At 48.5% G+C, this 14,393-nt stretch carries 13 protein-coding genes; 8 read left to right on the top strand and 5 right to left on the bottom strand.

The genetic code is table 11. The annotated features are described in order from the left end of the window. The first annotated feature begins 141 nt into the window (after positions 1-141). The 5 genes from ABIN22_RS07925 to ABIN22_RS07945 are packed head-to-tail and all read left to right on the top strand — an operon-like array spanning position 142 to position 4,764. Positions 142-819 (top strand): ABC transporter ATP-binding protein, encoded by a 678-nt coding sequence (locus ABIN22_RS07925; RefSeq protein WP_346907795.1) that lies wholly within the window; start codon positions 142-144, stop codon positions 817-819. Between the two features lie 2 nt (positions 820-821). Next, entirely contained in the window at positions 822-1,577 is a 756-nt protein-coding gene (locus tag ABIN22_RS07930; RefSeq protein ID WP_346907797.1) for an ABC transporter permease, read from the top strand. A gap of 2 nt (positions 1,578-1,579) precedes the next feature. Beyond that, positions 1,580-2,611 carry a hypothetical protein gene (locus ABIN22_RS07935; protein WP_346907799.1) on the top strand — a complete coding sequence of 344 codons (1,032 nt, stop codon included), beginning with the start codon at positions 1,580-1,582 and terminating at the stop codon, positions 2,609-2,611. Positions 2,612-2,626: 15 nt separating this feature from the next. Then, positions 2,627-3,349, top strand: a complete 723-nt coding sequence (locus tag ABIN22_RS07940; RefSeq protein WP_346907801.1) for a response regulator transcription factor — start codon at positions 2,627-2,629, stop codon at positions 3,347-3,349. After that, complete coding sequence (locus ABIN22_RS07945; RefSeq protein ID WP_346907803.1) at positions 3,346-4,764, top strand: HAMP domain-containing sensor histidine kinase; 1,419 nt, start codon at positions 3,346-3,348, stop codon at positions 4,762-4,764. Before ABIN22_RS07940 ends, ABIN22_RS07945 begins: the two co-directional genes overlap by 4 nt. A gap of 119 nt (positions 4,765-4,883) precedes the next feature. Here ABIN22_RS07945 and ABIN22_RS07950 read toward each other — a convergent pair whose 3' ends face one another. The 3 genes from ABIN22_RS07950 to treR all read right to left on the bottom strand — a co-directional run bounded on the left by ABIN22_RS07950 (position 4,884) and on the right by treR (position 7,674). Continuing rightward, the gene (locus ABIN22_RS07950) at positions 4,884-6,200 is read right to left on the bottom strand and encodes a replication-associated recombination protein A (RefSeq protein WP_346907805.1); all 1,317 of its coding nucleotides are present in this window, start codon (positions 6,198-6,200) and stop codon (positions 4,884-4,886) included. Between the two features lie 112 nt (positions 6,201-6,312). After that, complete coding sequence (locus tag ABIN22_RS07955; RefSeq protein ID WP_346907807.1) at positions 6,313-6,900, bottom strand: SOS response-associated peptidase; 588 nt, start codon at positions 6,898-6,900, stop codon at positions 6,313-6,315. Positions 6,901-6,951: 51 nt separating this feature from the next. Next, a complete protein-coding gene (treR, locus tag ABIN22_RS07960; RefSeq protein WP_109732088.1) occupies positions 6,952-7,674 on the bottom strand; it encodes a trehalose operon repressor in 723 nt (240 codons plus the stop codon). 283 nt (positions 7,675-7,957) lie between these two features. On the opposite strand from treR, the gene treP reads away from it, so the two are divergent. From treP to ABIN22_RS07975, 3 genes are all read left to right on the top strand, one after another. Next, positions 7,958-9,868 carry a PTS system trehalose-specific EIIBC component gene (gene treP / locus ABIN22_RS07965; RefSeq protein ID WP_346907809.1) on the top strand — a complete coding sequence of 637 codons (1,911 nt, stop codon included), beginning with the start codon at positions 7,958-7,960 and terminating at the stop codon, positions 9,866-9,868. Positions 9,869-9,884: 16 nt separating this feature from the next. Then, the gene (gene treC / locus ABIN22_RS07970; protein WP_346907811.1) at positions 9,885-11,537 is read left to right on the top strand and encodes an alpha,alpha-phosphotrehalase; all 1,653 of its coding nucleotides are present in this window, start codon (positions 9,885-9,887) and stop codon (positions 11,535-11,537) included. A gap of 84 nt (positions 11,538-11,621) precedes the next feature. Beyond that, entirely contained in the window at positions 11,622-12,182 is a 561-nt protein-coding gene (locus ABIN22_RS07975) for a glutathione peroxidase (protein ID WP_346907813.1), read from the top strand. A gap of 74 nt (positions 12,183-12,256) precedes the next feature. On the opposite strand, the gene ABIN22_RS07980 is transcribed toward ABIN22_RS07975, so the two are convergent. Together ABIN22_RS07980 and ABIN22_RS07985 are read right to left on the bottom strand one after the other, a co-directional pair. Next, positions 12,257-13,693 (bottom strand): M20 family peptidase, encoded by a 1,437-nt coding sequence (locus ABIN22_RS07980; RefSeq protein ID WP_346907815.1) that lies wholly within the window; start codon positions 13,691-13,693, stop codon positions 12,257-12,259. A gap of 34 nt (positions 13,694-13,727) precedes the next feature. Beyond that, positions 13,728-14,390, bottom strand: a complete 663-nt coding sequence (locus ABIN22_RS07985) for a hypothetical protein (protein WP_109732093.1) — start codon at positions 14,388-14,390, stop codon at positions 13,728-13,730. Positions 14,391-14,393: the final 3 nt, after the last annotated feature.

A 14,393-nucleotide genomic window follows, 5' to 3' on the forward strand; every position in this document is an offset into this window, starting at 1 on the left:
GTGTTTTTACAGTATATTGCGCGGGCGTGAAGAAATATGCCGGGAAAAACAGTATCTTAAGGTGATCTTTAGGTTGGATTTATTTTCACTTAAAGTAAATGAACTACAATAAAAGCATCTTAAGAGAAGGAGAGAATGTTTATGAACATGTTATCATGCAGAAATCTGAAAAAAATATACCAGAAGCAATGTGTTGTGAATGGCTTAAGTTTTGCAGTGCAGGAAGGTGAGGCGTTTGCCCTGCTGGGAAGCAACGGGGCAGGGAAGACGACAACGATTAAAATGATTCTGGGACTGATTCCCAAAGACGGGGGAGACGTAGAAAAGCAGGAGAATATCAGAATCGGGTATTCGCCGGAAACCCCATACTTCCATCCGTTTCTGAACGGCAGGGAGGTGCTGGAATTCTACGGGAGCCTCCAGAATATTCCTAAGAAAGAACTGAAAGAGCAGATTCCGGTACTGCTTGAGCGGGCAGGACTGGAGGACAGCAGGACGAAGGTTAAGAATTATTCCAAAGGAATGCTGCAGCGTCTGGCGCTGGCGCAGGCTTTGCTCGGGGACCCAAAACTTCTGATTCTGGATGAACCGTCGGCAGGGCTGGATGCCCTGGGGCGCGTGGAAATGATGCAGACGATCAGGAGCCTTAAGGAGGACGGCAAGACGATTATCATCAATTCCCATATCCTCGGTGATATCGAGCGGGTCTGCGACAGGGGGATTATTATTAAAAAAGGAAACCTGCTCTATGAGTGGGAAAAAGGGAAAGAAAACAGAAGTCTGGAAGAAATTTTTGTAGAGAAAATCGGAGGAATGTAGAGATGGGAATTATGAAAAATGCTTTGAGGGAACGGATCAGGAGAAAAGATATCTATGTTGTGATTATGATTGGAATATTGATCGTCATGATGTGCATGAGCGGTGCGGCCACTCTGTCAATAAATGGGGTATCGGTGACGGAGTTTCAGATGGTCATGCCGCTTGTTATGAATGTCATTTCCGTGCTCGGCGGCGGAATTGCGATTGCGCTCAGCCTGCGGACGATTCCAAATGAATATGAGCGGAAAACGAGCCACCTTGTCTGGATCCGCGGCGTCAGCCAGTGGAAGTACCACGGACAGCTGGCACTGGCGAATATCGTCAGTTCAGTCGGTGCACTGTTTATCCTGTATGCGGGCGTGATGATATTTGCGGCAGTGAGAGGGGAGACTGGCGTCTTGGTAAAAGGAGTTCCGGCATTTCTTATTTTTTCGGTGAGTACGGCGGCAGTCAGCCTGTTTACCAGTGCGGTCAGCCTGGTGCTCCCCTCGATGGCGGCGGGGGTGCTCTGCGCGGCGTTTATGCTGGCAGGGACGATGCACCCGATTCTGGAGACGGTATCCGGGATTGTGTCAGGGGTGTCCAGACAGCTTGTCAGGGCTATCTTATTTATTGTACCTGACCTGTATGCGGCAGAATCGCAGGCAGCGAACCTGCTGTCAGGGAAAACGGTTCAGATACACAGTATACTGGGGGGACTTCTTGTACTGTATGTGTGCGGCCTGCTCTTATTTGTGATCCGCAGGAAGGAGGCGTAGGGATGAAGAAAACAAAAACTGTGCTGTCAGGAAAACAGCTCCTGTGTAAGGGGGCGGCGGTACTGTCAGGGGCGGCGCTTCTTGCAGGCTGGATTCTGACGGGAAACACAGGGATTGCCAGTGAGGATAAGAAAATATATGAAGAAGCTGCGAGTCTGCAGCCGGTTGTGGATGAGATTGGATTTCAGGACTTTAAACTGAAAGATTATCCGGTTGCGATGTATGATGGAAAACATGACTATGTATTCTACGAGGGGGAAATCGAAAAAAGAGAGCCGGTTCTGGAGACATTTGCCGGGACCGCCTATCCGGTGGGGGACCATTTTGAAGTCATCATCCCGACGATGAAGCGGTTTGAAAGCCTGCTGTCTCTTGCAGGCGGTGTGGAAGGGATGGCTTCGGGCAGCGGATACGGGGAAGAAGAACAGACTGCCACGATCTGGCATGAGGCGTTTCATGCATGGCAGCTTAGCAGCCACCAGATTATGGGGGAACGAATGACGCCCGAGGATTTTACGGAGGATATGGAGACGGCTTCCGGTCAGGCAGGAAAAACGGAGGAGGATTTCTTTAAAAAGGAAGTGGACCAGAAAAAGGATGTGAAAAAAGAGCTTGAACAGGAGATGAGGCTTCTTAAGAAGATCGTGACCGGAAGTGCAATGGAAAAAGGAAAGATTGACGAAGTCAGGAATGCTGTATTAGAATATAGGAAGCTTGAAGACGGACGCAGGGAAAAGATGACGCAGGAAGCGGCTGATGCCGAGCGGCGCTGTGAATTGACCGAAGGGACTGCGTATTATGTAGAAGGAATTGTTTTGAAGGCAGAAAAAGGCAGTGACAAAGGCGGCCAGACATACAAGGAGCGGTATCTGGAAACGCTGGATAAATATGAGGACGGACGCGGAAAGTATTACCGGATCGGGATGGCAAAGTGTCTGATTCTCGATCAGCTCTCCCCGGACTGGAAGGAAACGATGGATTTTTCCAAAAGTCTGGACGAGATGCTGGATGAGGCCGTCAGTGCAGTAAAATAAGAGGAGAGGGCGGATATGGTCCGGGGGGAGGATGCGATGGAATATACGATTTTGGCAGCAGATGATGAGATTGAGCTTTTAGATGTACTGGAGCTGTATCTGGGCAGGGAGAATATCCGGATCAGAAAGGCGAAGGACGGAATCGAGGCGATGGAGATTTTCCGCACAGGGGGAATCCATCTGGCGCTTCTGGATATCATGATGCCCGGGCTTGATGGTTTTTCAGTGCTGCGGAAAATCAGGGAAACGAGCAAAATCCCTGCGATTATGCTGACTGCGAAGAGCGAGGACTATGACAAAATACTTGGGCTGGAGCTGGGGGCCGATGATTATGTGACGAAACCTTATAATCCACTGGAAGTGGTGGCAAGGATAAAGGCGCAGCTTAGGCGGAATTATGATTACCATGAAGATACGGCAAAGAAGCCGGATATTCTTCAGGCGAAGGGGGTAGTTCTGAATGCCGGGGAAGGTGTTGTGACGCTTGACGGGAAGGCGCTGGAGCTGACATCCACGGAATTTAAAATATTCAGGCTCTTTCTTAGCAATCCCGGAAGGATTTTTACAAGACAGCAGATCTTCGAACAGGTGTGGGAGGAAGATTATGCTGGTGATGACAACACGGTCATGGTACATATCAGCAATCTGAGGAGTAAACTTGACCAGCCGTCGGGACAGGAAACACTGATTAAAACGGTGAAGGGGCTTGGATATAAGATAGAAAGGGAAACAAAATGAAGCAGAGGAAGAAACAGGGAAGTGTCTTCAGACAGCTGGTAACGAGTTATATTTTATTTGCCGTCCTGCTGGTGGCAGGGCTGTATGTGTGCCTGTTCGGAGTTCTGCTGTCCCTCGGCGGCGGGACTATTGAGTCGCTTGCGCCTTATGACATGATAGATGAGAATGGGCAGGTGAAAGACTTAGGCTCTTTGGAACGAAACGGTATGTGGATCGAAAAGCTGGATGAAGACTATCATATACTGGAGGTGTACGGGCAGAAGCAGGATAAGCCGCAGTCTTATACTCAGGATGAGATTTATGAATACCTGGTCACAGACAACATGGTAGACACGGATACACCGGCCGCCCGGTACCGCGGGTTTATCAATACCATAAAACTGGGCGGGGAGAAGTATTACTATTTCGTAAAAGCAGAAAGAAATATATTGAGCCTGTCATATAACTATAATGCAGCAGGCAGCGGTGCAGGGCAAAGGATCGTAGCTGTATTTTTCGTCGTGTTTACATTGTTCTTCTTTGGAAATTGTTACCTGATGAGCCGCTATCTGTCCCGAAAAATAAAAAAACCACTCAGCGAGATCACGGTTGGGATGGAACAGGTCATCAACCACGGTGTCGATCAGGTACGTCTGGATTTCCGGGCGCAGAAGGAATTCGAGGAAATCCGCGACAGCTTCAACATCATGACCGAACGGCTGGAGAATGAAAAAAGAGAGAAACGCGTACTGGAAGAAAAAAAGAACCGGATGCTGCTAGAACTTTCCCACGACATCAAGACCCCTGTCTCAACTATTAAAAGCTATGCAAATGTGCTCGAGGAGGGACTAATCAGGGAAGAAGACTTGAGAGGATACTACCAGACCATCGATAAAAAGGCAGTCAGGGTCGACGAACTTGTAAATGAAATGTTCCTAATGCTGAAGCTGGACAATCCCGAGTACGAATTTGAAATAAAAAAGACAGATATCTGCGAGTTGCTGCGTACCATATGCGCCGGATATTACGAGGACCTCGAAGCAAAAGGAATCGAAATGCACATAGAAATCCCGGAAACCCCGATCTGGGCCGGCATTGATCAGAAAGAAACGAAAAGGGTTATAGAAAATCTGCTCGGCAACATCATAAAATACAACCAGACCGGACAGGGTGCATGGGTATCAGTAAAAGAAAACAATGAAACAGTAGAAATCCAGATTCAGGATGACGGAGAAGCCATTGCACAAGAAATCCACACAATCATGTTCGACCCATTCGTACGGGGTGACCAGGCAAGATCCTCAAAAGGAGGTACCGGCCTCGGTCTCGCCATAGCCCGGAAAATCGTAGAAAAACTGGGCGGAGAGATAACATATCAGTACGAAGAGGGGAAGAACAGCTTTTTGATAAAACTATTTAAAAAAGAAAGAGCATAATTGGTATGAAGTTTCGGATGGGGACACAATATATGGGGAAAAGGTCAAAAAGTGACAGGGCAGATCCCAAAAAGTGACACCACAAAAGTTAATTGGGGACGTAGTAAAGTTGAGGTTTACTACGTCCCCAATTTCCATGTTTGTATTTCTTTTAAGCGTTCTTTTATTTTTTGTTCTTCTCCCTGCCCGGTAGGGTGGTAGTATTCCCGGTCTTTCAGTGAGTCCGGCATGCACTGCATATGTGTTAGTTTTTCTTCGGTATCGTGTGCGTATTCGTAGCCTTTGCCATATTCTAGTTCTTTCATCAGACGGGTGGGGGCGTTCCGGATCTGGAGGGGGACCGGTTCGGCACGGAGTTCGCGGACGTCTTTTTTGCAGTCTTCGCAGGCTTTGTATAGTGCGTTGGATTTCGGGGCCATTGAGAGGTAGGTGACGGCGTGGGTCAGGTGGACGTCGCATTCCGGCATTCCGAGGAAGTGGCAGGCCTGATAGGCGGCTACGGCTACCTGGAGTGCATGGCTGTCGGCCATCCCTACGTCCTCGCTGGCAAAGCGGATCAGGCGCCTTGCAATATAGAGTGGGTTTTCTCCACCTTCCAGCATCCGCATCATCCAGTAGATGGCGGCGTCTGGATCGCTGTTGCGCATGGATTTGTGCAGCGCGGAGATCAGGTTATAGTGTTCCTCGCCGTTTTTGTCGTAGAGGAGGGATTTCCTGCTGATGCACTGTTCAAGGCCTTCGTTTGTTACGGTAATGCCTTCTGCACTGATTTCTCCGTTGATGACTGCCATCTCCAGTGTATTCAGCGCAGTTCGTGCGTCTCCGTTTGCAAATGCAGCGATTGCCTGTACCTGTTTGGGAGAAATCTGTACATTCTGGCTGCCAAAGCCGGATGGATGGGAAAGTGCATTGTTCAAGAGCCTGACCAGATCTTTCTCCTCCAGTGCTTTCAATACGAAGACACGGCAGCGGGAGAGCAGGGCGGCATTGATCTCAAAGGACGGATTTTCCGTGGTGGCGCCGATCAGGATGATGCTGCCTTTTTCTACAAAAGGAAGAAATGCATCCTGCTGTGCCTTATTGAAACGGTGGATCTCGTCCACAAAGAGGACGGTCCGGATCCCCATGCGCCGGCTGTTCTCGGCCTGGTTCATGACTTCCTTGATTTCTTTGATCCCGCTCGTGACGGCACTGAAATTGATAAAGTCGGCCTTTGTCTGTCCGGCAATGATACTGGCGAGGGTGGTTTTCCCGACGCCCGGCGGCCCCCAGAATATCATGGAGGAAATCTGGTCCCGTTCGATGAGCTGCCTGAGCATCTTCCCCTTTCCAAGCAGGTGCTCCTGTCCTACGAAATTTTCCAGAGAGTCCGGGCGGAGCCGGCTGGCGAGGGGAGCCGTCAGTTTGCGGTCATCAAATAATGTCATTTGTTCCATAGTGAAATTCTCCTTTGTAAAAAACAAGATTAGCGGGTATATCCTAAAATCAGGCGAAATGTGTAAATTGCACTAAAACATATTTGCCGATTCATTGTAATCGCCTTAAAGATCATAAAAGAGGCAGTGTCTGCTGTTCATATTCCGCTTCTTTCTTTAACGGCCCCGGCACTTTATGCAGAATCAGTTCTGTCTGCGAATCATCAAAAATCCATGCATCCAATTCTTCTTCATTTAAAACCAGAGGCATCCGGTCATGAACGTTTTTCATGGAATCATTCGCATCAGTCGTCAGGATGACGAAGCGTACGCCTTTGTCAAATTCTTTATAGAAACCGGCAAGGTAACAAGTCCTGCCATCCGGTTTCCGGAAGGTGTATTTTTCCTTATCACTGTTCCATTCGTAAAAACCGGCGGCAGGAATGGCACACCGTCTTGACTGGATGCTGTCGCGGAAAGTCTTTTTATCGAGTGCAGTCTCAGAACGGGCATTGATAATCAGGTTTGACTTGCCGAAACCCGGGAATCCCCACGTGAAAAGTTCCGCCGCAAATTCATTCTGACGCCCGGTAATGACCGGTGCCTGCCCGGATGGAAAGACATCCCTTTTCCCAGCCCCGGTTAATTTCTGATCGAGATGGCGGACGAGCCGTTCAATTTCTCTGGCTGTCTCGTCATCAATATAATAACGTCCACACATAACAGGTACTCCTTTCAAAATAAAAAAGTCCGGAGGCGGCATGGATACCAATCACCGCTTTCTTGTAGCCGTATCCTGAAAACAGAAATAATCCGGCCGGTGCCGGGACTGTGTATATTCGAACATAATACCGTCCGCATTATAAGTCTGCCCCGTGATCACTGCAAGACAGTTATAGTCATTGAGCTCCAGATATTTTTCATCAATCTCTGTTGCGCGCTCCACCGTCATTTTTCGTTTACTTGTAACAATAGCCATTCCCAATTCATTTTCAATATATTCATAAATGGAATTCCCGGCAATCTCTTTTGTCAGTCCGGGAACCTCGGATTTCAGAAACATATTGATATCCAGAATCAGCGCCTTATCTTCCAGATAACGGACACGCTGAATATAGTACAGCTCACTCATGACCGGAAATCCCGTATTGGCGGCAACCCGTTCATCGGCCGTGATTTCGGCAAAACGGACAACGTCCGTGCGGGTCCTTTTATGATTTCTGACAGCAGATTCTTTAAAGGATTCGATCCCACCGATAGTAAAGGAAGCCTGATCGACCGGCTGGTAAATCACGCGCACCCCTTTCCCGTGCAGAGACTGGACATACCCCTGTTCAGCCAGCTCGGACACGGCCCTGCGGATTGTATTCCGGGAACAGTCATAGATCGTTACCATCGTGTTCTCCGAAGGAAGCAGTTCCTGATAAGGATATTCCTGAGATTCAATTTTCTTTTTTAAATCTTTATATATCGTTTCAAATTTGGCCTTTGGCATAAATATCACCTTTCTAAAGCGTTTTTGCTTGTTTAAACATCTGATTTTATTATAGCTGATAAAAAAAAGAAGTCAAGAAAGCCGTGGGGATTAAAGTATCTATCGCTAATGCATTTATAGAAAAAACTAAGAAATTTCTAAATATAGGTTGACTTGTTTAAACAAGTGTGGTATAAAAGAATTATAGAACTTGTTTAAACAAGATAATGGTAGAAAATAAGACACCTAGAGTAAACAAGATACTGAGCGAATAGTCTGATTGAAAAGTTTGGGAGGAAAAGTCATGGGCAAATATGCAGAGGACGCAAAAGAGCTTCTGGAACTGGTAGGAGGAAGGCAGAACATAGCGGCTGTCTCACATTGTATGACGAGAATGCGGTTTGTGCTTAGCGACCCGTCAATAGCGGATGTGAAAAAGATTGAGGCGATGAAGACAGTGAAAGGCAGCTTCACCCAGTCCGGCCAGTTCCAGGTCATTATCGGGAATTCAGTGGCAGATTTTTATAATGATTTCGTGGCAGCCGCGGGGATTGAAGGGGTATCAAAGGACGCTGTAAAGCAGGCGGCAAAGAAGAATCAGAACCTGCTGCAGCGGGCGGTCACGGCGATCGCCGAAATCTTCGCACCATTGATTCCGGCAATCATTGTCGGAGGTCTGATCTTAGGTTTCCGTAATTGTATTGACAGCTTGTATTTATTCGAGAACGGAACAAAGACACTCTGCGATATCAGCCAGTTCTGGTCCGGTATCGACAGCTTTCTCTGGCTGATCGGCGAAGCGGTATTCCACATGCTTCCGGTCGGAATCTGCTGGTCTGTTACGAAAAAAATGGGAACGACCCAGATGCTTGGAATCGTCCTTGGACTGACACTCGTGTCAGGACAGCTTCTGAACGCATATGCAGTGGCTTCCACGGCGGCAGCAGATATCCCATTCTGGGACTTCGGATATTTTAAAATCAACATGATCGGGTATCAGGCACAGGTCATTCCGGCCATACTTGCAGCATTTACACTCGTATATCTGGAAAAGTTTTTCCGGAAGATTACACCCCAGGTAGTCTCTATGATTGTTGTCCCATTCTGCAGCCTTGTACTGGCAGTTATCGCGGCACATTTTATCCTCGGGCCGGTGGGGTGGAAGATCGGTTCTGCCATTTCCAGTGTCGTATATGCAGGAATTACGGGCTCCTTTAAAGTTATTTTCGGTGCAGTCTTTGGATTCGTGTACGCCCCTCTCGTCATTACGGGGTTGCACCATATGACCAATGCCATCGACCTTCAATTGATCGCGGATTACGGCGGCACGATGCTGTGGCCCATGATCGCGCTGTCAAACATTGCACAGGGCTCTGCTGTTCTTGGAATGATTACGCTGCAGAGGAAAAATGCTGCGGCACAGGAGGTGAACGTCCCGGCCTGCATCTCCTGTTACCTCGGGGTCACAGAACCGGCCATCTTCGGCGTCAACCTGAAACATCTCTACCCGTTTGTGTGCGGGATGATCGGCTCGGCTTGTGCGGCAGTCATCTGTGTAGCAACAGGCACAACGGCAAATGCAATCGGCGTCGGAGGACTCCCCGGAATCCTTTCCATCCAGCCGAAATATATGCTCTCCTTTGCAATATGCATGGCAGTGGCAATCGCAGTCCCGTTCCTGCTTACCGTAATTGTAGGAAAGAAAAAAAGTATGAAAAGATCAGAAACTGAAATGATTCCAGAGGATACAGAAGAACCCGTAAAAGAATTAAAGGCTTTTCTGGACGGCAGAGTCATTCCGTTAAAAGAAGTAGGAGACGGTGTGTTTTCCGAAGGAGTCATGGGAGACGGACTGGCAGTGATCCCGGAAAATGAAACACTGTGCGCCCCGGCAGACGGGACCGTGACGGTGCTGATGGAGGAGTCCAGACACGCCTGCGGCCTGACGCTTTCCAATGGCATGGAACTGCTTCTCCATGTTGGGATCGATACTGTCGACATGAAAGGAGACGGGTTTGAATATCTCGTGAAAGAGGGGGATAAAGTCCGTACGGGAGATCCGCTCATCTGTTTCGACAGAAAAAAAATCAAACAGGCAGGCCATCCAGATACAACGGTGTGCATTATTACGGATGAAGGAGAGGCGCGCGGTATCCAGTTCCATACGGGTATCCGTGCAGAGGCAAATGATACGGCGGTGATTACATTTGAATAAGCAGGAGGAACAGAGCATGGCCGGTTTTAAAGATAAAGTAGTATATCAGATTTACCCGAAATCATTCAAAGACTCAAATGGGGACGGATTCGGGGATTTAAGAGGAATCACGGAAAAGCTGGATTATCTGGAATCACTGGGTGTAGATTACCTGTGGCTGACCCCGTTTTTCATTTCCCCCCAGCATGATAACGGATACGATGTGGCAGATTACTTAAAGATCGATCCGCGGTTCGGTACGATGGAGGATTTGGAGGAGCTGATCAAAAAGGCGGACGAAAGAGGAATCGGCCTGATGCTGGATATGGTATTCAATCATACTTCGACGGAGCATGAATGGTTTCAGAAGGCACTGGCGGGCAGTGAGGAATACATGGACTATTATATCTTCCGGGATGGAGAGAAAGACCGGCTGCCAACAAACTGGATTTCGAAATTCGGCGGGCCGGCATGGGAGTATGTCCCCCATCTGAAAAAATGGTATCTCCATCTGTTTGACGTGACGCAGGCAGACCTCAATTGGGAGAACCCGAAGGTCCGCGGTGCATTAAAGGATGTGATCCGGTTCTGGAAGGAAAAAGGAATCAAAGGGTTCCGGTTTGACGTCGTGAACCTGATATCGAAGCCGGAAGTATTCGTGGATGATTACGAGGGCGACGGGAGAAGGTTTTATACAGATGGGCGGCATGTACACGAATTTTTAAAGGAACTGGTGCGTGATACCGGGATTGAAGACATGGTGACGGTGGGCGAGATGTCATCCACATCGCTGGAAAACTGTATCCGGTATTCCAATCCTAAGGAAAAAGAACTGTCTATGTGTTTTAACTTCCACCACTTAAAGGTGGATTATAAAAATGGAAACAAATGGGAACTGGCAGAACCGGATTTCGCAGCCCTGAAGGAACTGTTCAGGCAGTGGCAGACCGGGATGCAGAATGCGGACGGCTGGAATGCAGTCTTCTGGTGTAATCACGATCAGCCGCGTGTCGTATCCCGCTTCGGGGATGACAGGAAGTACTGGAAGGAATCGGCGAAAATGCTGGCCGCGGCAATCCACCTGATGCGGGGGACCCCCTATATTTATCAGGGTGAAGAGCTGGGAATGACGAATGCCGGGTACCGGTCCATCGGACAGTACAGGGACGTAGAGAGCCTGAATTATTATGAAATCCTGTTAAAAGAAGGAAAAACCACGGACGAGGCACTGGACATTCTGGCAGGGCGTTCCAGAGACAATGGCCGCACGCCGATGCAGTGGAGCGGGGAAGACCATGCAGGGTTTTCGGACGCAGAGCCGTGGATCGGACTGCCTGAAAATTACCGGGTAATCAATGTCCGGGAGGAAGAAAAAGATGAAGACTCGATTCTGGCGTTTTATAAAAAACTAATCAGGCTCAGGAAAGAAAAACCTGTAATTGCAGAAGGAAATATTGAGTTTATCGATGAGGAAGATCCCGGCCTGATGGTATACCAAAGAAGTCTGGGAACCGAGAAACTTCTTGTGCTGTGCAATTTCCGGCCGGAAGCTGTCAGGGTAAAATCAAAAGAGGCACTGGCGGCACTCACGGGTGGATATGATAAAATACTCGGCAATTATGGGGACGGGCCGGAAGATGGCACCTTACGTTCTTATGAGGCAGTTGTTTTATATTCTGTTTCCGTATAAAATTCATGCATACGATATATAATATTTTCCAAAGCAGGCGTATAGGAAGAACGCTTTAAAAGCCGGGAAAGGAAGTAGAAGCAGATGGAATTAAAAGAAATCGAACTGACGCGGATCGACGGTACGAAGGAGAAAATGGAGGACTATTCAGGAAAAGTGCTCCTGATCGTAAATACAGCAAGCAAGTGTGGATTTACCCCGCAATATGCCCAATTAGAGGCGCTCTACAAAAAATACCAGGACAAAGGCGTAGAAATACTGGCGTTTCCCTGCAACCAGTTTAAGGAGCAGGAACCGGGGGATGACAAGGAGATTGATACCTTCTGCCGGAAAAATTACGGAGTGACATTTCCGGTATTCTCGAAAACAGAAGTAAAGGGAGAACATATACACCCCCTGTTCCGGTATTTGACAGAGAAAAAAGGATTCGAAGGTTTTGACAAGGATCATCCGCTAAGCGGCAAGCTTCATGAAATCCTCTCAGAGGAAAATCCGGAATATGAAAAAAGCAATGATATAAAATGGAATTTCACCAAGTTTCTGCTGAACCGGGATGGAACGGTCATTAAACGGTTTGAGCCGACGGCCCCTGTGGAAGAAATCGAGAAAGATATTGAAGAACTCGTGGGGTATGAGGATAGATAAAAGCAGGCAGGAACAAAAAGATAACAACGATAAGGGAGCGGCTGCCAAAGCCGCTCCCTTATGTGGTGATGATGCTAACATTTTTTTAAAAGCCGTACATAGAATTCCACGGTTTTTACGAGTGTATCGACCGGGACACGCTCATTATTCCCGTGGATCATACCCCGCTCCTCTTTGGAAAGCTTCATGGCCGAGAACTTATACACTCTGTCGGTGATCCGGCAGTAATGCCAGGAATCACTGCATGCCATCATCAGATAGGGAGAGACAATGGCATCCTGCCAAGTATCCACAACGGCCTGACAGAGGCGTTTGTATTCCTCGCAGCCGGTGTCTGATTCTGCGGAAGGATTCCTTCCTTCATAGACCGTCACATCAATGTTCGGATTGTGAATGGTCTTTTCCAGATAATCTCTTGCGGATTCCACTGTATCACTGCCGAGCAGGCGCAGGTTCATTCCCACAGATGCTTTCGGAGGAATGACATTGAAGGCTTTTCCACCTTCCATTTTCGTGACGGCACATGTGGTGCGCATCATGGCATTGAGCTCCCCGCCGGATGCCCTGCATATCCTGTCAAACAGTCCCTCAAAACACCAGAGGTTTGCAAAAATGAGTTTGTATGTAAAGGTAGAATAACGGCCCAGTGTATCCAGCATTTCCCGGACCGGTTTTGTAAGCTGCCGCGGGAACGGGTGGTTTTCCACTTCCGTGACGGCCTGTGCCAGTTCCCCGACAATCGTATGTACAGGGGGCATGGAGGCGTGGCCGCCGCCGCTCTTTGCATGGAATTCGATGTTGGTCAGTCCCTTTTCGGCGATACCGATCAGTGCACACTCCTTATCAACGCCCGGGAAAACATTTTCCACAACAGCGCCGCCCTCATCGACGACAAGCGCAGGGCGGATGCCGCGCTGTTCGAATAAATCCACGATGGCGGGGCAGGTCGGCCCGTTGATCTCTTCCTGTCCGGAAAATGCAAAATAAATATCATGCTCCGGAACAAAACCTTCCTGTATCAGTTTTTCAGCGGCTTCCATAATTCCGCACAGAGTCCCTTTTGTATCCAGCGTACCCCTTCCCCAGAGAACACCGTCCTCCACGATTCCATCGAATGCCGGTTTATCCCACTGGGACTCCTCGACAGGGACGACATCATAGTGGGACATTAGCACGACGGGACTGTCAGGGCTTTTTCCCTTCCAGCAGTAAAGCATTCCGTTTTCACCTACAAATTCCCGGGAACATGCTTCATGGATATGTGGGAACAATGCAGGGAGCAGTTCCTGAAACTTACGGAATTCTTCCTTGTCAATCAGAGCGGGATCATTATAAGAAATCGTCCTGCAGCGGATCATTTCTGCCATATCTTTTACAATCTTATCGCTGTCCAGGGCAAGGGCATCACCGGACGGCATGTATCTTTCTTTTGGCTTGTAGCCGAGCGCACGTACAATCAGCACTGCAAGAAAAAGCACAATTAAAATGAGAATAACCCATAGAACTATCATAATAAAACCTCCTTTGTAACTGCTCAGTGACAGATTACAGTTTTCCTTTTTTATAAAGAATCCGGGCACCGCCGATGGCGATCAGTGCACCAACCGGAACAAGGACACCGACAGAACCGGAGAGTGACGGCACCAGCAGGAACAGCACAATCATGAAAATGAGCGGCGCAATCGAAATCTTCCAGTTTTTACTTACATATACGACCGCAAGTCCTCCAAACAGGGAGGGAAGTATATTATCGAAAGCCGGTTTCAAGAGCGGTGAATTTAAGATCGGGGTCAAAGGCACAAGGAGCGCAACGCCCACGGCGATGATCAGGGTTGTAACGATGGATGAGGTGGCAATGGCAATCGTGGACACCACTTCGCCTTCTTCACTTCCTGGTTTCACCTTCATATTCTCCATTGCTGTCAGTGCCGCAGGTACCTTTAAGTTTGTCAGGTTGCCCGTAACAAAAGCGAGGTACGATCCGGCCGTTCCGAGCATGGGGACAAACGTGAGCACTTCGATCAGCCCGACTGTCCAGAAGATCGGGGCAACGCCGAGCAGTCCTTTGAGCACAGGCGTCCATCCCGGCCATGCATCATAGTAGATACAGGCGGCAACAGGGAAGGAAAAGATCATGATAAGAGCCGTGAGTATCCAGATCCGCCCGTAAAGGTGTGTTTTGTCTTCGTAAGTACGATTCGTCTTCATTGA

This window comes from Faecalicatena orotica (assembly GCF_905197545.1).
Taxonomy (GTDB): Bacteria; Bacillota; Clostridia; order Lachnospirales; family Lachnospiraceae; genus Faecalicatena_A; species Faecalicatena_A orotica.